General features: G+C 47.7%; 16 protein-coding genes. 12 read left to right on the top strand and 4 right to left on the bottom strand.

Translation table 11 applies throughout. From position 1 onward, the window contains the following. Positions 1–39: 39 nt before the first annotated feature. Positions 40–213 carry a hypothetical protein gene (locus tag ACSQ8P_RS34195; RefSeq protein WP_310500091.1) on the bottom strand — a complete coding sequence of 58 codons (174 nt, stop codon included), beginning with the start codon at positions 211–213 and terminating at the stop codon, positions 40–42. Positions 214–766: 553 nt separating this feature from the next. Between ACSQ8P_RS34195 and ACSQ8P_RS34190 the strand changes: the two genes are divergently transcribed. The 3 genes from ACSQ8P_RS34190 to ACSQ8P_RS34180 all read left to right on the top strand — a co-directional run bounded on the left by ACSQ8P_RS34190 (position 767) and on the right by ACSQ8P_RS34180 (position 5,104). Next, complete coding sequence (locus ACSQ8P_RS34190; RefSeq protein ID WP_436239202.1) at positions 767–2,518, top strand: ABC transporter ATP-binding protein; 1,752 nt, start codon at positions 767–769, stop codon at positions 2,516–2,518. Positions 2,519–2,578: 60 nt separating this feature from the next. Continuing rightward, on the top strand, positions 2,579–4,669 hold the full coding sequence (locus tag ACSQ8P_RS34185; protein WP_436239201.1) for an ABC transporter ATP-binding protein: 2,091 nt from the start codon (positions 2,579–2,581) through the stop codon (positions 4,667–4,669). Positions 4,670–4,792: 123 nt separating this feature from the next. After that, complete coding sequence (locus ACSQ8P_RS34180) at positions 4,793–5,104, top strand: hypothetical protein (RefSeq protein WP_436239200.1); 312 nt, start codon at positions 4,793–4,795, stop codon at positions 5,102–5,104. A gap of 328 nt (positions 5,105–5,432) precedes the next feature. Here ACSQ8P_RS34180 and ACSQ8P_RS34175 read toward each other — a convergent pair whose 3' ends face one another. Next, positions 5,433–6,053: an NAD(P)-dependent oxidoreductase gene (locus tag ACSQ8P_RS34175; RefSeq protein WP_436239671.1), complete on the bottom strand. Its 621-nt coding sequence runs from the start codon at positions 6,051–6,053 to the stop codon at positions 5,433–5,435. A 120-nt stretch (positions 6,054–6,173) separates the two neighbouring features. Further along, entirely contained in the window at positions 6,174–6,488 is a 315-nt protein-coding gene (locus tag ACSQ8P_RS34170) for a hypothetical protein (RefSeq protein ID WP_436239199.1), read from the bottom strand. Positions 6,489–6,708: 220 nt separating this feature from the next. Here ACSQ8P_RS34170 and rluF point away from each other — a divergent pair, with 220 nt between their 5' ends. Further along, complete coding sequence (gene rluF / locus ACSQ8P_RS34165) at positions 6,709–7,422, top strand: 23S rRNA pseudouridine(2604) synthase RluF (RefSeq protein ID WP_436239198.1); 714 nt, start codon at positions 6,709–6,711, stop codon at positions 7,420–7,422. Positions 7,423–7,642: 220 nt separating this feature from the next. Continuing rightward, positions 7,643–10,009, top strand: a complete 2,367-nt coding sequence (locus ACSQ8P_RS34160) for a YcdB/YcdC domain-containing protein (RefSeq protein ID WP_436239197.1) — start codon at positions 7,643–7,645, stop codon at positions 10,007–10,009. A gap of 97 nt (positions 10,010–10,106) precedes the next feature. On the opposite strand, the gene ACSQ8P_RS34155 is transcribed toward ACSQ8P_RS34160, so the two are convergent. After that, positions 10,107–10,718: a TetR/AcrR family transcriptional regulator gene (locus ACSQ8P_RS34155; RefSeq protein ID WP_436239196.1), complete on the bottom strand. Its 612-nt coding sequence runs from the start codon at positions 10,716–10,718 to the stop codon at positions 10,107–10,109. A 210-nt stretch (positions 10,719–10,928) separates the two neighbouring features. Here ACSQ8P_RS34155 and ACSQ8P_RS34150 point away from each other — a divergent pair, with 210 nt between their 5' ends. The 7 genes from ACSQ8P_RS34150 to ACSQ8P_RS34120 all read left to right on the top strand — a co-directional run bounded on the left by ACSQ8P_RS34150 (position 10,929) and on the right by ACSQ8P_RS34120 (position 21,199). Continuing rightward, positions 10,929–12,431 carry an MDR family MFS transporter gene (locus ACSQ8P_RS34150; protein ID WP_436239195.1) on the top strand — a complete coding sequence of 501 codons (1,503 nt, stop codon included), beginning with the start codon at positions 10,929–10,931 and terminating at the stop codon, positions 12,429–12,431. Between the two features lie 277 nt (positions 12,432–12,708). Further along, positions 12,709–13,959, top strand: a complete 1,251-nt coding sequence (gene ilvA, locus ACSQ8P_RS34145) for a threonine ammonia-lyase IlvA (RefSeq protein ID WP_436239194.1) — start codon at positions 12,709–12,711, stop codon at positions 13,957–13,959. Between the two features lie 299 nt (positions 13,960–14,258). Continuing rightward, positions 14,259–15,308 carry a BMP family lipoprotein gene (locus tag ACSQ8P_RS34140; RefSeq protein WP_436239193.1) on the top strand — a complete coding sequence of 350 codons (1,050 nt, stop codon included), beginning with the start codon at positions 14,259–14,261 and terminating at the stop codon, positions 15,306–15,308. A 132-nt stretch (positions 15,309–15,440) separates the two neighbouring features. Next, a complete protein-coding gene (locus tag ACSQ8P_RS34135) occupies positions 15,441–16,982 on the top strand; it encodes an ABC transporter ATP-binding protein (RefSeq protein ID WP_436239192.1) in 1,542 nt (513 codons plus the stop codon). Then, a complete protein-coding gene (locus tag ACSQ8P_RS34130) occupies positions 16,975–18,054 on the top strand; it encodes an ABC transporter permease (protein WP_436239191.1) in 1,080 nt (359 codons plus the stop codon). Before ACSQ8P_RS34135 ends, ACSQ8P_RS34130 begins: the two co-directional genes overlap by 8 nt. A 1-nt stretch (position 18,055) precedes the next feature. Beyond that, complete coding sequence (locus tag ACSQ8P_RS34125; RefSeq protein WP_436239190.1) at positions 18,056–19,039, top strand: ABC transporter permease; 984 nt, start codon at positions 18,056–18,058, stop codon at positions 19,037–19,039. A gap of 159 nt (positions 19,040–19,198) precedes the next feature. Then, a complete protein-coding gene (locus ACSQ8P_RS34120) occupies positions 19,199–21,199 on the top strand; it encodes a methyl-accepting chemotaxis protein (protein WP_436239189.1) in 2,001 nt (666 codons plus the stop codon). Positions 21,200–21,232 lie beyond the last annotated feature (33 nt).

The raw sequence follows: 21,232 nt of genomic DNA, 5'->3' as shown, positions 1-21,232 counted from the left end.
AATAAGAACGCCGTCCGTTATGGACGGCGTTCGTTTTTTTTATTTTAGCTCAAGCTCCAACTCCTCCAACGTATACCGGTTGTCCCACAAAAAAACCATGTCATACGCTGTTGAGTCCTTCGAGACAAACCTTGCTGTAGCCGCAATAACACCGCCTATGATCGCTCCGAATCCCACAATCCATCCCATCAATGCAAACACTTGATCGACCATGTGCATTCACTCCTTTGAGGCGCGATGAACTCCTAATCTATCCATATGCCCGAAGAATTTGAAACATGTGTGACATTTGAAAGCCTTCTCATCACGAGTATGGACATCGGAAATGTCGGACTGGGATAGTTGCGTTTTAATCTTTTTCTCCGATTGACACGTTCAGAAGAGGGATGGTAAGATCACCCTGTAAGGATCAAATAGACATCTTTTGGAAAAGTTAACAGGCACCTAACGTGCCCGACTCATACAACGCAAAAGGGGGATTCACTATGGATATCATGGTTATTGTAGTCAACACACATCATAAGTGGACACACGTCCAACCTAATTTCATAGATGGTAACCCGCTGGTTAGCCCGAGCGACTGCATACGCAAGTTCGGCTGTTAGCACCCCTTCCCATACGTTAAGTTACGTTAAGTTGTGAAGCGCGGGTTACGAGAAGTTCGTAACGAGCGCTTTTCTGTTCATAGAAGGCATATCGCTGCGCGCGGTATGTCTTTTTGCGTCTTTAGGTGTCTATGCGCCATTTGAGAGGAGTGAAATCACACATGTTTACGGTATTAAAGAAATTAGCTTGGTTTTTCAAAATGAATTGGAAACGTTACAGCCTCGCCATCGGATTGCTGATCATCGTGGGAATTATTGATGTCATGCCGCCGAAGCTGATTGGTTATGCGATTGATGGGATACACATGGGGACCTTATCGGGAGCCAAATTGGCACAATTACTCGCTTTTTGGGGCGCGCTCATCATCGTGAGCTATGGGCTGTCTTACATTTGGCTATACCAGCTGTTCGGCGGCGCCTTCGTACTTGAACGGGTGCTGCGCTCCCGATTCATGCGGCAGTTGCTGCGGATGACGCCTACCTTTTATGAGCGCAACCGTACCGGCGATCTGATGGCTAGAGCGACGAACGATCTGCAGTCGGTATCGACAACCGCAGGCTTTGGGATTTTGACATTCGTCGATTCGACGCTGTTCATGTTAACAATCCTTAGCATGATGGGCTTCTTCATTAGCTGGAAGCTGACGCTTGCATCCATTTTGCCGCTGCCGATTATGGCCGTTGCGATTACGATTTTCGGGAGTCGTATCCACGAAAGATTCATCCTCGCACAGGATGCTTTCGGTCAAATGAATGACCGCGTCCTGGAAACCATCGCAGGCGTTCGGGTGATCCGGGCATTCGTGCAGGAGAAGGCGAGTGAGCACAATTTTGAGACGATGACGGACGACGTCTATCGTAAAAATATCGCCGTAGCGGTTATTGACGCTCTTTTTGAACCAACGGTCAAAATTCTGGTCGGTATTTCCTACCTGATCGGACTTTGTTACGGAGGCTATCTCGTGTTCCACAGTGAGCTGACGCTCGGAGAGCTAGTGTCCTTCAATACCTTCTTAGGCATGCTGATCTGGCCGATGTTTGCGATTGGTGAGCTGATGAACATCATGCAGCGCGGGAATGCATCCTTAGATCGTGTTAACGAGACACTCGGCTACAAGCCAGATGTCAAAGAAGTGCCGAATGCTGCGACGCAGCTGAAGCCGGATTCTATCCATTTTGAAAAAGTAACCTTTCGTTACCCGTCCTCATCCATTGATAATTTAGTTGGTATGACGTTTCGCTTAGAGCGAGGGCAGACGCTCGGAATCGTCGGTCGAACAGGCAGCGGCAAAACAACGCTGCTGAAGCAGCTGCTTCGCGAGTATCCTGTCGGTCAAGGCGCGATCACGATCACGGATACACCAATTGAGCAGATCGCGATCGATACGCTGCATGGTTGGATCGGATATGTGCCGCAGGAGCCGATTCTGTTCTCTAAAAGCGTCCGCGAAAACATCATGTTCGGCAAGGGGCAAGGCACCGAAGCAGAATTACATCGCGCGCTTGACCTCGCAGCTTTCCGCAAGGACGTCGAGTTCCTGCCGGAAGGTCTGCAGACACTCGTTGGGGAAAAAGGCGTCGCCTTATCCGGCGGTCAGAAGCAGCGCGTCTCCATCGCACGGGCGTTGTACGTCGACCCGGAGATTCTGCTGCTCGACGACGCGCTCTCTGCGGTGGACGCGAAGACCGAAGCCGAGATCATTCGCGGCATTCGCTCCGAGCGCGCTGGCAAAACAACCCTCATCACGACGCACAGACTATCCGCCGTGCAGCATGCCGATTGGATTGTCGTGCTCGATGAGGGCTATATCATCGAAGAAGGCACGCACGAGCAGCTTCTTGCGCTAGACGGCTGGTATAAAGAGCAATATGACCGTCAACAGCTCGAAGAGCAGACGGTTGGAATGGAATAGATACTGGGACAGATTGAGCCCTAGCTATACGAAACAAAAGAAAAGTAGGTGAGACTCCTGATGACACAAACGCAACAAACGAAACAAACAAAATCAACGAAACAAACCGGGAAACGGTTGTTCCAATACGCGGCCAAATTCAAGCAAACTTTACTCATCGCCTTAGTATTCTTATCCTTGGCTGTCGCGACTGAGCTGGCGGGACCTTTCATAGCGAAGCACATGATCGACACCCACATTCTCGGCATCGAGAAGCCATGGTTTGAGACGCAGTCGGCGACGAAGAGCGACAAAGCTGTTGCTTTTGAGCAGACGTTTTATAAGCGGAGTGATAACTTCGCAGAGGGCGAGCCGAAGGGCAAAGAGGTTCGTATCCTACAGGTAGGGGGCAAGTTCGTGTGGCTGGATCAAGCCCTCCCTTGGGATGGCGTTCGCAAGCTAACGGATGACGGCAAGCTGCTGGTTACACAAGGCACGGAGCAGGCAGAGTATGCCGTTCAGAGGCTGAGTGTGCAGGAGTTGTATAACTTTTATCAACCGCAATTTGCAGAGTTAATGAAGCTGGCGGGATTCTATGTGATCTTGATTTTCGTGGGAGCAGGCTTTACCTACGGGCAGAGATACTTGCTGCAAGCGGCAGCGAATCGCATCATTCAGCGCATGCGCAGGGATGTGTTCGCTCAAATCCAGCGACTGCCGATCAATTATTTTGATAATCAGCCTGCAGGTAAAATCGTTTCACGCATCACGAACGACACGGAGTCGGTCCGAGATCTGTATGTGCAGGTGTTGGCGAACTTTTTTACAGGTACCATCTATATTCTTGGCATTATCGCGGCCATCTTTATTCTCGATGTTCGTCTGGCTCTCTTCACACTGCCGGTCATTCCGCTGCTGATTGTGTGGATCATTGTTTACCGCAAGTATGCGTCGACGATTAATCATGAAATTCGCGAACGGATTAGTGCGATCAACGGGATGATCAATGAGGCGATTCAAGGGATGACGATCATTCGAGCTTTTCGTAGGCAAAAGGAAACAACCGAGGAATTTGAGGTTTTGAATGAAGAGTATACACACTATCAAAATAAGCTGCTCAGCTTGAACTCCTTAACCTCTCATAACTTGATGAACGTGGTACGGAACTTGTTCTTCTTCGGCTTGATCTGGTATGTGGGCGGGAGTTCGCTCAATGCGGTGATTACGGTTGGCGTGCTGTACGCCTTCGTCGATTACCTCAACCGGATGTTCCATCCGATGGTAGGTATTGTGAATCAACTGCCGAATTTGGAGCGAGCGCTCGTGTCGGCTGATCGGGTATTTGAGCTGCTGGATGAACAGGGCATTGACGTTGTCGCTGAAAAAGCAGACCGTTACAAAGGCCACGTGAGCTTCGAGCACGTTCGCTTCGCCTACAAAGAAGGGGAGGATGTACTGAAAGACATCTCCTTCTCCGCGGGGCAAGGACAGACGGTTGCGCTGGTGGGGCACACCGGATCGGGTAAAAGCTCGATCTTGAATCTGTTATTCCGCTTCTACGAGGTCAGCGAGGGCCGCATCACGGTGGATGGCCGCGATATTCGCGAGCTATCGAAGCAGCAGCTTCGGCAGCACATGGGCATCGTGCTGCAGGATCCGTTCCTGTTCACGGGGACGATTGCGTCCAATGTCTCCTTGGACGATCCGTCCATCACCCGGGAAAGGGTGGAGGCGGCGCTGCGCGAGGTTGGCGCAGCGGATATGCTTGGGGCGCTGCCGCATGGCCTCGATGAGCCTGTCATCGAGAAGGGCAGCACGCTGTCTGCTGGGCAGCGGCAGCTGATTTCTTTTGCCCGGGCGCTAGCGTTCGACCCGGCGATCTTGATCCTCGATGAGGCGACTGCCTCCATCGACACGGAGACCGAGGCCATCATTCAGGCCGCGCTCGAAGTGCTTGCGAAGGGGCGGACCACCTTCATCATTGCTCATAGGCTGTCGACGATTCGCAGCGCCGACTTGATTCTTGTGCTCGACCACGGCGAGATCGTCGAGCGTGGCACACATGAGGAGCTCATGGGGCTCCTCGGGCGCTACTACCAGATGTACCAGCTGCAGGCTGGACATCCGGAAATTGCCGCCGCTGTGGAGAGCGGCGAGCCGAGCCGCTTGTAGGCGTTTAGGCGTAAGGACTCGGTCGCGAGTCGTAGACGAATCTCGACAAAAGGCTAACGACGCTGACTTTCCAATATGCTACAATAAAGCAAATTGATGCTTGAGGGAAGTGGAGGAGAATTTATGCGCTCAGATACGATTCGTCTGCTTAACCTGCTGCAGCTATTATCCGAAATAGCTATTGCAGTAGGATATTTACTTGGTTTAATCCCATTTGTGTATGCATGGTCATGCGCTTGGGTCATTCCATTGGTCTTCGTGAATTTGGTGTTTGCCATCCTTACGGGCAATGGAACTACGCTGAAAACCATCATCAACATCGCATTGGCCTTCCTAAGTCTCATTCCTTTGCTTGGTTATGTATTCCGCTTTGGCGGAATCGTCGTGTCGGGTTTGAATATGAGAGAGTTGTCCAAAAGAAGAAACAACTACTAGAAGTAATGAAAAACGGATGGCGCCGAAGTGGCGCGCATCCGTTTTTTTTATATGACCTGACCATTGATCGCCTACTTCAGCGCCCTCCTACGACCTGTGTAATTGTAACGGACACGAGAGACGTTATTTCAAAAAGAGGAGACAGTTTCCTCGTACAACGGACACCAGCGCCGCTATTTACTGTTTTGGAGGTCATATGGATCCCCAAACAGGAGAATAACGGCCTTGCTGTCCGATAGAACATCGGAATCCAGCTAAATAGCCGATTAACGTCATCTGTGTCCGTTATACGGTGAGGGGGGCAGGCTGGCGCTATTCGCCCCTCCAGCTAATACGCCAACCCCACGCGGCAGCCGACATACGCGTCCTCCACGGCGACGCGGTAAGTGAACGCCGCGGTGTCGCCGACGGAGATGGACGTGCCGCCGTCCGGCAAGAAATCGCGCTCCGCGCGGAACTGACCCTGCGCCTCGCCGTCGGGCAAATACGTTGGACACACAACCGTCCAACGTAGGCCCGACTCAGCGAGCAGCGCCCACGCCTGGCGGTGCTCCTCAGCCGCACGGGTCGAGGAGCGCCGCGTGTCCGGCGCTTCAAAGCGCAGCAGACCCGGATGCTCCCGGCTCTGCAAGATGCCGGCCGTGCCGACGGTGACCACGCGGCTTACGCCGGCAGCCTTCATCGCCCCGATGATTAGGGGCGTCGCCTCGGTCAGCACCGTTCCGCCATCGGTGCCAAGGCAGCTCACGACCACGTCCACGCCGGTCATGGCACCGGCAAGATCCCCTGCGGAGCAAGCATTACCTTGCAGCAAGGTGAGCCGGTCGGAACGCAGTGATATCTTATCCATACTCCGCACGATTGCGGTTACCTCATGACCATCCTGTAGAGCTTGAGCCAGAACTCGCTGTCCCACACGGCCAGTTGCTCCTAATAGTAGTAAGTGCATCATTGTACTCCTTCGGTATGTAATCTGTTCTTTAGTATACCAAACAACGCACAAGAAGTAGAAAACCCCGTCCACCATTGCAAGTGTAGGGGGTCGTTTTGTTTTTTTGGAAGTATACGACTACAGCTTAGCTACGAATGTAAATGAAATCGCACGTGTGAATAGAGTTGGGTTGTACACGGTGATAACGTAGACGGTGTCGCTTTGGTTGTAGAAGCTTGTTGCGTAAGCGGGTAAGGAGTTTTGATTTGAAATGAAAAATCCGCCACTTACGGGTTTGTAAGCACCTCCTCTAAATGTGAAGGTGAAAAAGGTGTTCGGTGAGATCGTACGATTGAAAAAGAAACGTTGGAACCCGTTGCCCAAGTCTGTTTTGCGATTCGCTTTTTGAGGTGTGGATACAGCTTTAACGATTCTAGCTTTTTTTGCGCTCATTGGTCATCCCTCCTTCTATATCTAATAGATGCTAGATTGTGAGATTCTGCGTGGATGAATCTACCAGTCGATTCATATCATTTTTTGAAAGAAAGGGACCCTCCGCATCTGTGTACCCTTGAAGCTGGTTGCAGTAGCGACTTGAACCGTCGCCTCGAATCCAGCATAATAGAAGGTATTGAATTCAAATGAAGACGGGACAGAAGGGAATTTCAGGGGCATGAGAATTAATAAGTTTATTAGTGAAACCGGCGTGTGCTCCAGACGTGAGGCTGACAAATGGGTCGAAGCTAGGCGTGTAACGATCAATGGTGAAATTGCGGGGCTCGGCAGCGTTGTAGGTCCAGGAGATGAAGTGAAGGTCGACGGGCGGGCAATTGGAGAGAAAAAAGAGCACGTATACATCGCGCTTAACAAGCCAGTGGGCATTACCTCAACAACGGAAGCGCATATTCGCGGGAATATCGTGGATTTCGTGGGGCATTCGGAGCGGATTTTTCCCATCGGCAGATTGGACAAAGACTCAGAAGGGCTTATCTTACTGACGAATAACGGGGATATTGTGAATCAGATTCTCCGTGCGGAGAACAATCACGATAAAGAATATATCGTAACGGTGAATCGGCCGATTACACAGATGTTTTTGCGGGGAATGGCGAGTGGGGTACGTATTCTGGGCACAATGACGAAGCCTTGTGAAATCATTCAAGTCAATGAACGTGTATTTCGTATCATTCTCACACAGGGTCTGAATCGGCAAATTCGTAGGATGTGCGAAGCATTCGGATATCGTGTAGTGCGCCTGCAGCGTGTTCGCATCATGCATATTCATTTGGGAGCTTTGAAAGTTGGGAAATGGCGGGATTTGACGCAAGGTGAATTAAAGGATTTGATGCACATGCTTAGCCAGGAGAAGTCGGGGACGAATCCGTAACTGAAAATGAATCACTTGAACAGGCTTGGACATTCCGTGTGGGATGCTCAAGTCTTTTTCTATTTGTTGAGAGTGAAGCAGAGATAAAATATTGGTAAATTTTTCTCAATTATTTGCAACCTTTTTCCAGCGCTCACCGTCAAGGTATATATGGCAGTTGGACGCGTCCAAGCATGTGGGTCCATATGTTGTATGGAGAACACTAAGGAGGAAGATGACTTTGAAATTATTAAAACAAGCAGGCACGATGGTAATCGCTTCTACGCTGTTGCTCGCAGTCGCCCCGACCGGGGTATGGGCAGATATGGCAACTGGTTCAGGAACGGCCGCCATGTCATCCCCTGCCTTCCCAGGGCAAGTAGATACGTCGGCACTCGATGCCAAAATTACCAAAGAACAAGCGCTTGAGCATGCGAAAGCTTACATAACACTACCCACAGATTATATTCTTCAATCGATAAGTTTAAATGCTTTCTATGGCCAGAATGGTCAGAGTATCCCGACTTGGAATATTAGCTATTCGAAGAAAGTGAAAGATCGTTTCTATGGCTCAGCTAATATCGCGATTAATGGCTTGGATGGAACGTTGACGTCTTACAATATGAATGACAATGATCCTGAACATAAACCGTCGTATCCGCCTAAGGTGGATTTTCAAGCTGCGAAGGAACTGGCTGCAGCATTTGTAGCTAAGGTAAACCCATCGAAGCAGAAGGAACTTCTGTACGATGACTCGGAAGAGAAAGCGTTCCGTACCCCGCTTGACGGTAATTATCAATATAACATTCGCTACGATCGATCCGTTGGGGGAGTTCCTTACTCGGGGAATGGACTTAATGTTAACGTCAATGGTGAAGGCCAGATTACGAGCTATTGGTACAATTGGGACGATAAGGTGATTTTTGATCAGGCGAGCACACCGATTTCTAAAGAAAAGGCAGATAAACTTTTCCGTGAGAAGATGGAGCTTTCCTTACAGTATTCCATGCCTTACAACACGCAAGGGAAGCGAACTCCGATTATTTCCTACTTTATGAACAGTTTTGCTTTGGATGCTGCAACGGGCGAGGTCTGGCAGCCATTTCCTAGCTTGAGCGGCGACAATAAGCCATTAACAGATAAACCACTGGGAACGAAACCGCCAGCTACCTTGAATTTGACGAAGGAAGAAGCAGTCAAGAAAGTGGTAACGACGTTTAACCTATCCTCTGAATACAAGCTGCAAGAAGCTTCTTATAATGAATCCAAAAATCCTGAAACAGGAGAGACCTTCTCGAGCTGGAATATGAGCTGGAGCAAGGCAACATCGGATACAGCAGCTTCGGGTAAGATGATTGCAGGAAATAACGTTTGGGCATCCGTGAATAGTAAAACCGGCGTTATTACTAATTTTAATTACTATGTACCGTATAGCGGTGAAAATGAGAAGCCTGTCGAAGGCAAAATTTCAATAGATGATGCGATTGCGAAAAGCACGGAATTTGTCAAAGCGCAGCTTCCTGCTTCCACGAATCAACTCGTGCTGAATGTTCAGAAAGAGTATTCCCAGGAAATGCTGAAGAAAATGCGCACATGGGAAATTAGCTACAAACGCGTCATTGACGGTGTTGTTGTGGGTAATGAAGAGGTACGGGTAAGCATCGACCGTGTAACCGGAGCCATCTCGAACTATTATGTATCCTTAAGTGATATCGCGTATCCTGCTCAAAAGCCTGAGGTTATTTCAGTCGATAAGGCGAAGGAGCTGTGGCTGGCACAGTTCGATGTGAAGCTTGGCTACGTATTGGAGAGCAACGGATACTATGGCGCTATGCCAATCGAGAAATATCGCGTGATGGTGGCGGCAGGGGAGATTCCTCCGTCAGCGGCGACGGGTGCCAAAGCTGAGTCAAAGGCGAAGCTCGTGTATTCCCTCGTTCCTAAAAGTGCGAATCGCGATAGTTTCCTTCTGGATGCCGGGACCGGTCAATGGCGCAGTGCGCAATCCGGCGAGATTATCTCTTTGGATAAAGTTGTTGTCAGTGATATTGATAAGCACTGGGCACAAAATGAACTTCAACTGATGCTTGATTATCAAGCTTTGGATGTGAAGGACGGCAAAGTGAACCCAGACCAAACGATTAAGCGTGGTGAGTTGGTCAAAATGCTTGTCATCGCCATGAATGGTGGCAACGGCGGCATCTATTACGGAGCTGAGCGGGCTGCTTCCTTCGCGGATGTGGGCAATGGCTCCAAATATTTTGCCTATGTGGAAAATGCCGTTGATCGCGGGCTGCTTGATGTAGGGAAAGAGTTCAATCCAGAAGCTGCGATGAATCGTGAAGAGATGGCGCAATTGATCGTGAAAGCGCTGGGTTATCACAGTCTAACTAAATTTGACGGTGTATTTAACAAAGATTTCTCGGATGCTGGGAAGCTGGCGCATGTGGGTGACGCTGCTATCGTGGTAGGGCTGAATATTATGACGCTCAGCGATGGTTACTTTGCCCCGCAGGATGAAGTGACGAAAGCACAGGCGGCTAGCGCGTTCTATCGCTTCTTGCAAACGAGAGCCGAATTGCAGGAGAAGCCGCGGTATTACTATTAATCTATTGTGAGTCGTATAAGTGAAACGACAAAAGACCTCTCAATGCACCATTGAGAGGTCTTTATTCAGCCGTCTAGGCATTTGGGTGGCCAGAGAGCTAATCTCTTTTGAAAAGAAAGCAGCACAATTGACGGTAATGTGCCTTCATATGCTCTTTCGTATAGGCTTTCTCGTTTTTGATATGAAAATAGCCGATCGGCGAGATGGAGCAAATGATTGTATGGGCTGCAAAATCTGGCTCCGTTTGCTGACCTTGCTCGGGTCCAAGGGATTCGAGAATAAGCTCCGACAATTTATCGCGTATGAAATGGTAGATAGGGGAGAGGAAGAAGTTGCCGCGGTCACCCTCGCAGTTGATATCAATCTTGGTTGACATGGCAACGATTAGCTCAGCTTTTTCTTCAATCTCATCAATCCATAGATCCAAAATGCCTGTCAATCGATCAATGGGTGCGGCCTGGTTATGTTTTTCGAGATACATCATAATGTCATTTATAAATTGCTTCCCATATTGTTGAAGGACATCGAAGCAAAGGTCCCCTTTATCCGCATATCTGCGATAGAGGGTTGCTTGTCCAATGCCCGCTGTTTTGGCAATTTGATGCATGCTGACCGATTGAACGCCATAATCATGAAAGAGTTGTTTGGCGGTTTGGAGTATTAATTGGCGATTTTCCATGGCGTCCTTGCGTTCATGACGAATGGACATCTGTAACCACCTCGTTAGATGTAAATTTATTGTGTTCGTATTGACAAAGAAACGAAGGTTCTGTTAGCATCATGAATGTAAACGGACATCTGTCCGTTTGCAACAGGAGTTATTGATGTTCGTGTAAGTCTGCCACCATTGTATTGTACAGGGTATACTATATACGGTCAACGATAGACAAGAGAGTAATTAATCGGATGGAGGGATGACATGTCTTCACAAGCAACATCGAAAGAAACAGAAGCTCCGTTTTCAATGCGCAGCATATTGGGGCCGCTGGTAGCGATTGTAGTAGGTATTTTCATGGTTATTTTGGACGGAACAGCGGTCAACGTTGCGCTTCCTAAGCTGCAAGAAGAGTTCAATCTATTGAATCTATCGCTCGTTCAATGGACGGTCATTGGTTATGCATTAGCACAAGCCGCGGTTATTCCGTTGGCAGGTTGGTTATCGGATCGTTTCGGTGCCAAGAAAATTTTCTTGATTTCCGTAGGTCTCTTTACAATAGGCTCTGGTCTATGTGCACTAGCGAACTCGGTTGAAATGTTGATTGCTTTCCGTGTTATTCAAGGCTTAGGCGGCGGTGTCGTCGTGCCGATTGCTATGGCCTTCATTTATCGTTTATCCCCTCCAGGCAAAGTAGGGGCTGTTATGGGGATGATGGGTATTCCAATCCTATTGGGTCCAGCTCTTGGTCCTGTTGTTGCGGGTTGGTTAGTTGAGTATCACAGCTGGCAGTGGATTTTCCTTATTAATCTGCCTATCGGTGTTATTGGTATTATTTTAGGTATTCGTACATTGCCAAATATGCAGCGTCAAAGCGTTGCTTCTCTTGATTTGTTGGGTATGTTGTTAGGGCCTTTAGCTTTCGCGGCACTTGTTTATGGTGTTTCCAACGGTGGTATTGATCCAATTACGGGGAAATCCACATGGACAGATGCAGATACACTGATCGGCTCTGGCGTTGGTGTCATTGCACTTATCCTGTTCATTATTGTTGAATTGAAACAGAAGAATCCACTTTTGGAGCTTCGCGTATTCCGTTCAGGGAACTTCACTAAGGGGATTATCGTGCAGTGGATTTCACAGATTGCTATGTTCGGTACAATGTTCCTTGTACCACTTTTCTTACAACAAGCACATGGGTACAGCCCATTGAAAACGGGACTAATCATGCTTCCTCAAGCTTTGGCTTCCGGATTGTTCATGCCAATCGGTGGTAAGCTGTCCGACCGTTTCGGTGCTCGTCCGCTCGTTATTGCGGGGATGGTTCTTACAACGATTTCGGCATTGCTGCTTTCCAATATTTCTGGTGATTCCGGTGTAGGCACTGTTATGCTGCCGCTTACGCTTCTGGGAGCGGGTATGGGACTATTCATGATGCCGCTGAACAATCACTTGATTCAATCGGCACCACAGAATTTGGTTGGTCGTGTAACGTCCTTGACGAACGCGGCACAGCAAGTTATGATGTCTTTCGCTATTGCCATCTTGATGACGATATTCAGTACGAAATTTAAGGATTTGATGGTTGAATCCGGTGCACAAAAGCCAGATGTAGGCTTATATGCTTCTGCATTCGGACATACATTCCTCATTTTGCTGGGTATCGCCATTGTTGGCGGTCTGCTTGGTTTGATGCTGCAGAAGCCTAAGAAAATTGAAGGCGAGTCCGGGAATGCGGCAGAAGTTCCAATGATGGTCGGTCATTAATCACTAAGGTTGGACGTATAAGGAGCCGCTCCTCAAGGTCAATTGACTTCGAGGGGCGGCTTTTGTTGTGTGACCCCGAGGTAGGCTGTAATTGTGAAAGACGTTAATACAGACACGGCAGCGCGAAACCTGATCGCTGTAACGATGAAAAACATGCTTACAGATGGAGAAAAATGCTCCTTCTATATTTGCGTACAGAACGCACCACATATGATACAATACTTGTTAAAACTCTAGTGGAAGCTTCAACAAAGAAAGGGTGTTCGAGAAAATGGTTGTGTCTGGTAAAGTGGGTTTGGAAGATATTATTAGAGCCAATCATGTGCTCAGCAAGGTGATCGAACCATCGCCACTGCAACGCAATGAGCTGCTCTCTAGCCAGTATGAATGTAACGTTTACCTCAAACGTGAAGATATGCAGATCGTGCGTTCGTTCAAAATTCGCGGAGCTTATAATGTAATCCAAAGCTTAACAGAAGTAGAGCGCGCAGCGGGTGTTGTGTGCGCAAGTGCAGGCAATCACGCACAGGGTGTAGCTTATTCCTGTAAGCAGTTAGGCATTGAGGGCAAGATCTTCATGCCGACTACGACACCGCGTCAGAAAATATCGCAAGTGAAGCTGTTCGGCGGCACTTTCGTGGAAGTTATCCTCGTAGGCGATTCCTTCGATGATTCTTCGACCCAAGCCAAGGCATATTGTCTGAAGGAGAATAAGGTATTCATCCACCCGTTCGATGATGTGCGTACGATTGCTGGGCAAGGGACTGTTGGCTTAGAGATCATGAATCAGATGCCAGAAACGCCGGACTTCATCTTTGCTACGATTGGCGGAGGTGGACTGGCTGCCGGAGTTGCGACTTATGTGAAGAGCGTGTCACCTCGAACGCGCATTATTGGCGCAGAGCCGGAGGGCGCGGCAAGTATGACAGAAGCATTGAAGCAGGGAAGCGTTGTTAAGCTGCCTTCCATTGAGAAGTTTGTTGACGGTGCAGCTGTAGCGCAGGTAGGCGAGATGACGTTTGACATTTGCAAAGAGAAGCTAGAGGATATCGTCATCATTCCTTCCGGCAAAGAATGTACAACCATTTTGGAACTCTATAATAGCAACGCAATTGTTATTGAGCCGGCAGGGGCGCTTCCAGTGGCAGCGCTTGATGCGTACCGGGAACAAATTCGCGGGAAGAATGTCGTATGTATTATCAGCGGCGGGAATAATGATATCGATCGGATGCAGCAAATCAAAGAAAGATCCCTCGTATACGAGGGCTTGAAGCATTACTTCATCTTGAATTTCCCACAACGTGCAGGAGCGCTGCGTGAATTTCTGGAGGAAGTACTAGGACCTACGGATGACATCACACGTTTCGAGTACACGAAGAAGAATAATCGTGATGATGCGCCGGCGTTGGTAGGGATTGAGCTTAAGAATAAAGACGATTATGAGGGGCTCATTGAGCGCCTATCGCGTAAGGATTACGGCTATATCGAAATCAATAAAGATCCGAAACTATTTAACCTGCTGATCTAGTATTTTATGACACGAGAGTGTCAAAAAATTAACATTGAGCAATCTAGATTTTATTAACCACTGGTTGTATAATCAATAATTGGGGCTTAGAACCTATATTGTCGGAGAAAACAAAAACAAGATGTTAACTTGTGTGACATGACGAATTATGTGATTCTAGGTGTGATTCGCTTCTCTGTTAGGAATCAAGATGATACACTTAATTTGAAGTCAACTTACATAATTTAACTGAATTTGGTTAACCTACAGTGTGGGCTTCATGGTTTCAATTAAATGATGATACGATGGGGGTAAAATCGATGAAGAAGATTTTTTCAACAGTTCTGATGACTGTAACGGTTTCTGCACTAGTGATTTCCGGTTGTGCCAAAAAAGAAGAGACAGGTTCATCCGCATCACCAGCAGCAAGTGCAGTAGCTAGCGATAATACAGGTAAAGACTTCAAAATCGGCATGGTTACAGATATCGGTGGCGTAAACGACAAATCCTTTAACCAAAGCGCTTGGGAAGGCTTGACGCAACTGAAAAAACAAACAAGCGCTAACGTGAAAAATCTTGAAAGTAAAAGTGATGCAGACTACACACCTAACTTGAATCAGTTCGTTAAAGACGGTTACAACCTGACTTGGGGTATTGGTTTCTTGATGGGTGATGCTGTTAAAACAGTCGCAACTCAAAACCCGAACGCAAAACTTGCGATCATTGATAACGTTGTAGAAGCTCCGAACGTAGAGTCCGTAACTTTCTCCGAGCAAGAAGGTTCTTACCTTGTTGGTGTGGTTGCAGGTCTTACAACAAAAACAAATAAAATCGGCTTCGTTGGTGGTATCGACATCCCGGTTATCAAACGTTTCGAAGCTGGATTCGTAGCTGGCGTTAAAGCAGTAAAACCAGATGCGAAAATTCAAATCAACTACACAGGTGCTTTCGACAAACCTGATCTTGGTAAAGCGGCAGCAGCAACGATCTACAACGATGGCGCTGATATTATTTTCCACGCAGCTGGATCCACGGGTAACGGTGTATTCAACGAAGCGAAGGATCGCGCTAAAAATGGTAAAAAAGTATGGGTTATCGGTGTAGATAAAGACCAATCCCTAGAGTTTGGTGATGAAGTTACACTTACATCCATGTTGAAGCGTGTTGACTCTGCGGTACTTCGCGTATCCAAAGATGTTGTTGCAGGCAAATTCCAAGGTGGTAAAGTCGTTACATTGGGTCTGAAAGATGATGGCGTAGGCCTTCCTGAAACATCCAAGAAAAACGTTTCTGCTGACATCTTGAAAAAAGTTGACGAGTACAAAGCCAAAATTATTAGCGGCGAAATCAAAGTTCCTGAAAAACCATAAGCGTCGAAACGACGTTATTGGTAAGAGCGATAGGTTTGCTTCTGTACAAACAAGGCTAGTTATATTAACTAGCCTTGTTCTTTAGTTTTAATGGGCATGGAGTAATAAAAAATTGATCCTTAGGGTGATCTGATGAGTGAAGCAGTCCCAGTTGTTGAACTTCGCAACATTACGAAACGATTTCCAGGCATTGTTGCTAATGATGCTATAAGCCTGAAGCTGAAAAAAGGTGAAATCCACGCCTTGCTTGGTGAAAATGGTGCAGGTAAATCAACATTGATGAACATTGTATTCGGTTTATATCAGCCGGATGAAGGCAGTATTTATGTGCAAGGCAATGAAGTTTTTATCGATAGTCCGAATCGAGCCATCGAGCTCGGCATCGGGATGGTGCATCAACATTTCAAATTGGTACAACCATTTACAGTAACTGAAAATATCATCTTGGGGATGGAACCCAAACGTGGTATGAATGTGGATATTCGAACAGCACAAGATAAAGTGCGCAAGCTATCTGAGCAGTATGGTTTACGTGTGGATCCAAAAGCCAAAATCGAAGATATTTCAGTCGGTATGCAGCAGCGTGTCGAAATATTGAAAACGCTGTATCGCGGCGCCGATATTTTAATTTTTGATGAGCCTACAGCTGTACTAACGCCGCAAGAGATTAGTGAATTGATGGTCATTATGCGTAACCTTGTGAAAGAGGGCAAGTCCATTATTCTCATTACACATAAGCTGAAAGAAATTATGGAGATCGCTGATACGGTGACGATTATTCGTCGTGGTAAAGTGATTGATTCGTTGGCATGCGTCCATGCGAATCCGCAAATTCTGGCCGAGAAAATGGTCGGACGCGATGTCTCCTTTAAAGTGAACAAGGAAGCATGCAAGCTTGGAGAGCCTGTTCTTCAGGTGCAAGATTTAATGGTGCGTAATCAGCAAGGATTAGCGTCGCTCAAAGGGCTTAATTTTGAAGTGAAAGCTGGCGAAATTCTGGGTATCGCAGGTGTAGATGGCAACGGTCAGAGTGAACTGATCGAAGCGTTGACGGGCTTGCGTGCTGTGGATGGCGGTAAAGTGCTGCTCATGGGCAGCGATATTACCAATCAGACACCGCGTGAGATTTCGGAGGCAGGGCTGTCGCATATCCCTGAGGATCGGCATAAACACGGGCTGGTGCTTGATTTTACAATGAGTGAAAATATGGTGCTCGAAACGTATTTCCATCCAGTGTATAACAAAGGCGGCTTCTTGAATTATGAGGCCATCGATAAGCATGCAGAAGCACTGATTAAGCAGTTCGATGTTCGCACACCGAGTATTTACAATAAGGCACGCTCCTTGTCTGGTGGTAATCAACAGAAGGCGATTATTGCAAGGGAAATACACAAGAATCCCAATCTGTTGATCGCGGCGCAGCCGACGCGTGGTTTGGACGTTGGTGCGATCGAATTCGTTCATCGGATGCTGATTGAGCAGCGGAACAAAGGGAAAGCCGTTCTGTTGATTTCGTTTGAGCTGGATGAAATTATGAATGTTTCCGATCGTATTGCCGTTATCTACGAAGGACAGATTGTGGGCGAAGTGATGCCACAGGATACGAACGATCAGGAGATTGGTCTGCTGATGGCGGGCAGTAAAGCAACCCAGAAAGGAGCCCTTCATGAATAAAATTGTTCGCGTCTTTACAAGTGAATCAGCGGTCAATCCCCTTGTGGCGATCGTGCTGGGGCTGCTATTCGGAGCGCTTGTCATGCTCGCTGGTGGTTACAATCCGATTGCTGCGTATGGAGCATTGTTCTCTCGGATTTTGGGCAGTCCATACGATATCGGGGAGTCGATTCGGGCGATTACGCCACTTATTTTAACCGGTTTATCCGTTGCGTTCGCATTCCGTACAGGGTTGTTCAATATTGGTGCGGAAGGGCAGTTCGTGATGGGGATGACGGGGGCTACCTTTATTGGTGTCAAAATCCATGGTCTACCATGGATCATCCATGCTCCCCTTGCGGTGGTTGTCGGCGCGTTAATCGGCGGACTTTGGGGCGCAATTGCAGGCTATTTGAAAGCGAAGCGCGGCGTTAACGAAGTCATTACCACGATCATGTTGAACTGGATCTCATTGTTCTTGTCCAACTATATCGTGAATGCCTTCCTTCTAGAGCCGAAGCAGCAACGTTCTTATATGATTCAAGACTCGGCCTCACTCAGTATTGGCTGGTTGTCGGAAGCGATGAACCACGCGAGGCTCCACTGGGGAACCTTGATTGCCATTCTGGCCGCGGTCGTCTTCTACTTGATTCTTTGGAAAACGAAGCAAGGCTACGAACTGCGTGCCGTAGGGCATAATATCGATGCCGCCAAGTACGCGGGCATGAACGTGAATAAGAACATCATCAAGGCGATGTTTATTTCCGGGGTATTTGCTGGACTTGCTGGTGTGTTTGAAGTTCTCGGTGTATTCCATTATCAGGTCGTTGCGGCAGGCACGCCAGGGTATGGGTTCGACGGTATCGCGGTATCCTTGCTCGGGGCCAACAATCCGATAGGTGTCGTGTTGGGATCTATCCTTTTCGGTGGCTTATCTTATGGTTCTGCGGGGATGAGCTTTGGTGCGGATGTACCACCAGAAATTATCCGTATTGTCATCGGATCGGTGATTTTCTTCGTTGCTACCCAAGGTATTGTCAAATGGGTGCTGATCCCGTTCTACGGCAAACGCAAGAAAGAGAGGGCTTCGTAATATGGACCTGCTCAGTATGCTTAATGCGTTCTTCACGAAATTCAGTGAACTTATTAATACAACGCTGGTGTATTCCACAGCGCTAATCTTCGGAGCTTTAGGCGGTATTTACTCGGAGCGCTCCGGTATCGTCAATATCGGGATCGAGGGTCTGATGGTTTCCGGTGCATTCGCTTCCGCAGTGGGAGCTTACTATGCGGAAGAAGCGAACATGGGCATCTGGTCACCGTGGATTGGACTCTTGTGCGCGCTGTTATTCGCTCTGATCTTCGCCTTGATTCATGCGGTTGCGACGATTTCGTTCAAAGCGAACCAAGTCATCAGCGGTGTGGTCATCAACTTCTTGGCAGCTGGCGTAACGTTGTACTTGGTGAAAGTATTGTTCAACGGTGCAGGTCAAACCGAAACCCTGAATGATGTTTTCTCCAAATGGGAAATTCCGCTTCTTTCCAAGATTCCTTATATCGGCTATGCACTCTTTACTGCTTATCCGACGACTTATATTGCGTTAATACTAGTCTTCGTGACGTGGTATGTGCTGTTCAAAACACCGTTCGGCCTGCGCCTGCGTGCCGTGGGTGAGCATCCGAGTGCCGCGGATACGGTAGGGATTAAAGTGAAACGCATTCGCTATCTCGCTGTTCTAATCAGCGGTTTGCTAGGTGGTCTTGGCGGAGCAACAATCACGCTAACGACAACAAGTGCGTTCTCGCATAACACGATCTCGGGTCAAGGCTTTATTGCGATGGCTGCGATGATTTTCGGCAAGTGGCATCCATTTGGCGCCTTGGGCGCCGCGGTATTCTTCGGAATGGCGCAAGCGCTCAACAACTTTATGCGGTTGTTCGATTTCTCCAAGGACATTCCGCAGGAATTCCTCTACATGCTGCCTTACGTACTGACAATCCTGGTATTGGCAGGAGCTGTGGGCCGCGCGAAAGCACCGTCGGCACTGGGTGAGCCGTACGATCCAGGCAAGAGATAGATCGATGAATAAGCACCATCATGGGAGTGATCCTGTGATGGTGTTTTTTTGTTTCGAGGAGTGTCGAAATTAGGAGGGTTCTTGTCGAATTATGGCGAATGTCTTACCTAACTGACTATTCAGAAATTTTATTGTTTGGAAGAAGGAAGGAAAACCATCATGCCAGTTTTACGAAATATATTCAGCGCCAAATCTCTTGGGATGAAAATGACACTACTCCTATTGGCGGTTTCGTTGATTCCGCTTCTTATTTCTATGCTCATCCTGAGTGACAAATCTTCATCAACCATCGAGTCGGAAACGATGCAGCATCAGAAGCAAATGGCAGAGTTTAATGCAGCTGAAATCAATTCCTGGTTGAATAGTAAAATCGCTTCTATACAATCCATTGTTAAAACGCATCCCGAATTTATGGGTGGCGATGCGAGGCTGGTTATGCCTGTGCTGAAAGTGATGGCGGAGAGTGACCCTGAAGTATATCGTTTTGCTTATGTTGATCCTATGGGAATGTCCACTGACACAGCAGGAGGCAAAATAGATGCAACTAAGTTTGATAACTACAAGAAAGCCGCTACAGAGAAAAAAGTGGCTGTTTCCGAAATCATAAAAGAGGAGAGCAGCGGCAAGAGCATCCTCATCATCGATGTTCCTCTTTCTGATAACGGTGGTGTGTTCCGTGGTATTGTGCAGGCTTTTGTTAGCCCGGAACAAATACAGTCCATCATGCAAATGATTAAATTCGGAGAAACTGGTTATGGGTACTTGCTTTCACCATCTAGCACGTACCTTGTACATCCCAAAAAGACGGGGCAAAAGCTGGAGGAATCCTCTACTCCCGAAAAGTTAGATCTATATAAAAGAACTGTGTTCGCTGATAAGGTGGGCTATATTGAATACAAGGAGCCAGACGGCACTGCGAAATCCGCTGCTTTCAATACAATTGAAGTAACAGGCTGGAAGCTCATCTTAACAGCTGAGAAATCTGAAGTGTTTCAGAAAGTTGAACAAATTCGAAATGCTTCTTATCTGATTTTAGTGATTTCTGCGTTGCTCGTTGCTGCGTTAGCCATTGTAATATCTCGACTGGTCATCCGACCTATTACCCAAATTTCCTCACTTATGCAGCAAGTTGGACAAGGTGATCTATCTGGCAGGCTTAGCTCCAAAGGGAATGATGAAATCGCTACGATGCGCCAAAATATTAATGCCATGCTGGACTCCTTCACAGTGATGGTTACCAAAATATCCGACGCGGTTTCGCATATAGCGGCCTCTTCGGAGCAATTGACTGCGATCGCAAACGAGTCTACGAAATCATCCGAACACATCACGCGGGCTGTTCAAGGGGTTGTACAAGGTTCTGAAGCTAATTATCAAGCCTCTGAGCAAATTTCCACAGCTATGGGTGAGATGGCAGCGGGTGTACAGAAAATCGCCGAGTCCTCCACCCATGTTTCTGATACAGCGCAAAATGTTGTTCAGGAGGTTAATCGTGGAAATTCCGAGATTCAGCAGGCGATCACCCAAATGAATTTGGTTAGTCATGCAGTTGCGCAAACGGCTGAAGTTATGCGTGATTTGGAAGGGAAATCAGAACAAATACGGCTAATCGTCGGTGTTATTTCTGAGATTGCGACACAAACGAACTTGCTATCCTTGAATGCATCCATTGAAGCAGCAAGAGCAGGAGAGCATGGCAGAGGCTTTGCAGTCGTGGCAAGCGAAGTGAAGAAGCTCGCTGAACAAACAAGCAAGGCGACCGTGAACATTACCGCAATGATCGGGGAGACGATTCAAGCAACGAAGGAAGCGTCTAACGCGATGCAAGGTGGAGTAGTCGAGGTCGAGAAGGGTTCTGCGTTAGTAGAAACAGCTGGAGGTGTGTTTCATACCATTCATGGCTCCATTCAGTTGGTTCACGACCAGATCCAGGAAGTTTCCGCGGCAACTCAGCAAATTTCTGCAGGAACAGAGGAGGTTGCAGCATCTTCGCAAGAGACAGTTAGTATTGTTAAGCAGGGACTGAATGAGTTACAATCCATTGCTTTGTCAGCATCTGGGCAGCTGCAGTCTATGGAGGAAATTACTTCATCGTCGGAGTCACTTAGTGAGCTAGCTGTTGAATTACAAGATCAAATCAGTCGATTCCGATTAAAATAACAGGTGATGCGCCTCTTCCGTATGTCGGAAGAG

Origin of the sequence: Paenibacillus sp. LjRoot153 (assembly GCF_964253085.1) — a bacterium.
GTDB lineage: Bacteria > Bacillota > Bacilli > Paenibacillales > NBRC-103111 > Paenibacillus_E.
This window is presented reverse-complemented; position numbering and strand designations above follow the sequence as displayed.

Coding starts and splice junctions, on each gene's coding strand:
- ACSQ8P_RS34195 (WP_310500091.1), bottom strand. CDS start 213: ATGGTCGATCAAGTGTTTGCATTGATGGGATGGATTGTGGGATTCGGA.
- ACSQ8P_RS34190 (WP_436239202.1), top strand. CDS start 767: ATGTTTACGGTATTAAAGAAATTAGCTTGGTTTTTCAAAATGAATTGG.
- ACSQ8P_RS34185 (WP_436239201.1), top strand. CDS start 2,579: ATGACACAAACGCAACAAACGAAACAAACAAAATCAACGAAACAAACC.
- ACSQ8P_RS34180 (WP_436239200.1), top strand. CDS start 4,793: ATGCGCTCAGATACGATTCGTCTGCTTAACCTGCTGCAGCTATTATCC.
- ACSQ8P_RS34175 (WP_436239671.1), bottom strand. CDS start 6,053: ATGCACTTACTACTATTAGGAGCAACTGGCCGTGTGGGACAGCGAGTT.
- ACSQ8P_RS34170 (WP_436239199.1), bottom strand. CDS start 6,488: ATGAGCGCAAAAAAAGCTAGAATCGTTAAAGCTGTATCCACACCTCAA.
- rluF (WP_436239198.1), top strand. CDS start 6,709: ATGAGAATTAATAAGTTTATTAGTGAAACCGGCGTGTGCTCCAGACGT.
- ACSQ8P_RS34155 (WP_436239196.1), bottom strand. CDS start 10,718: ATGTCCATTCGTCATGAACGCAAGGACGCCATGGAAAATCGCCAATTA.
- ACSQ8P_RS34150 (WP_436239195.1), top strand. CDS start 10,929: ATGTCTTCACAAGCAACATCGAAAGAAACAGAAGCTCCGTTTTCAATG.
- ACSQ8P_RS34140 (WP_436239193.1), top strand. CDS start 14,259: ATGAAGAAGATTTTTTCAACAGTTCTGATGACTGTAACGGTTTCTGCA.
- ACSQ8P_RS34135 (WP_436239192.1), top strand. CDS start 15,441: ATGAGTGAAGCAGTCCCAGTTGTTGAACTTCGCAACATTACGAAACGA.
- ACSQ8P_RS34130 (WP_436239191.1), top strand. CDS start 16,975: ATGAATAAAATTGTTCGCGTCTTTACAAGTGAATCAGCGGTCAATCCC.
- ACSQ8P_RS34125 (WP_436239190.1), top strand. CDS start 18,056: ATGGACCTGCTCAGTATGCTTAATGCGTTCTTCACGAAATTCAGTGAA.
- ACSQ8P_RS34120 (WP_436239189.1), top strand. CDS start 19,199: ATGCCAGTTTTACGAAATATATTCAGCGCCAAATCTCTTGGGATGAAA.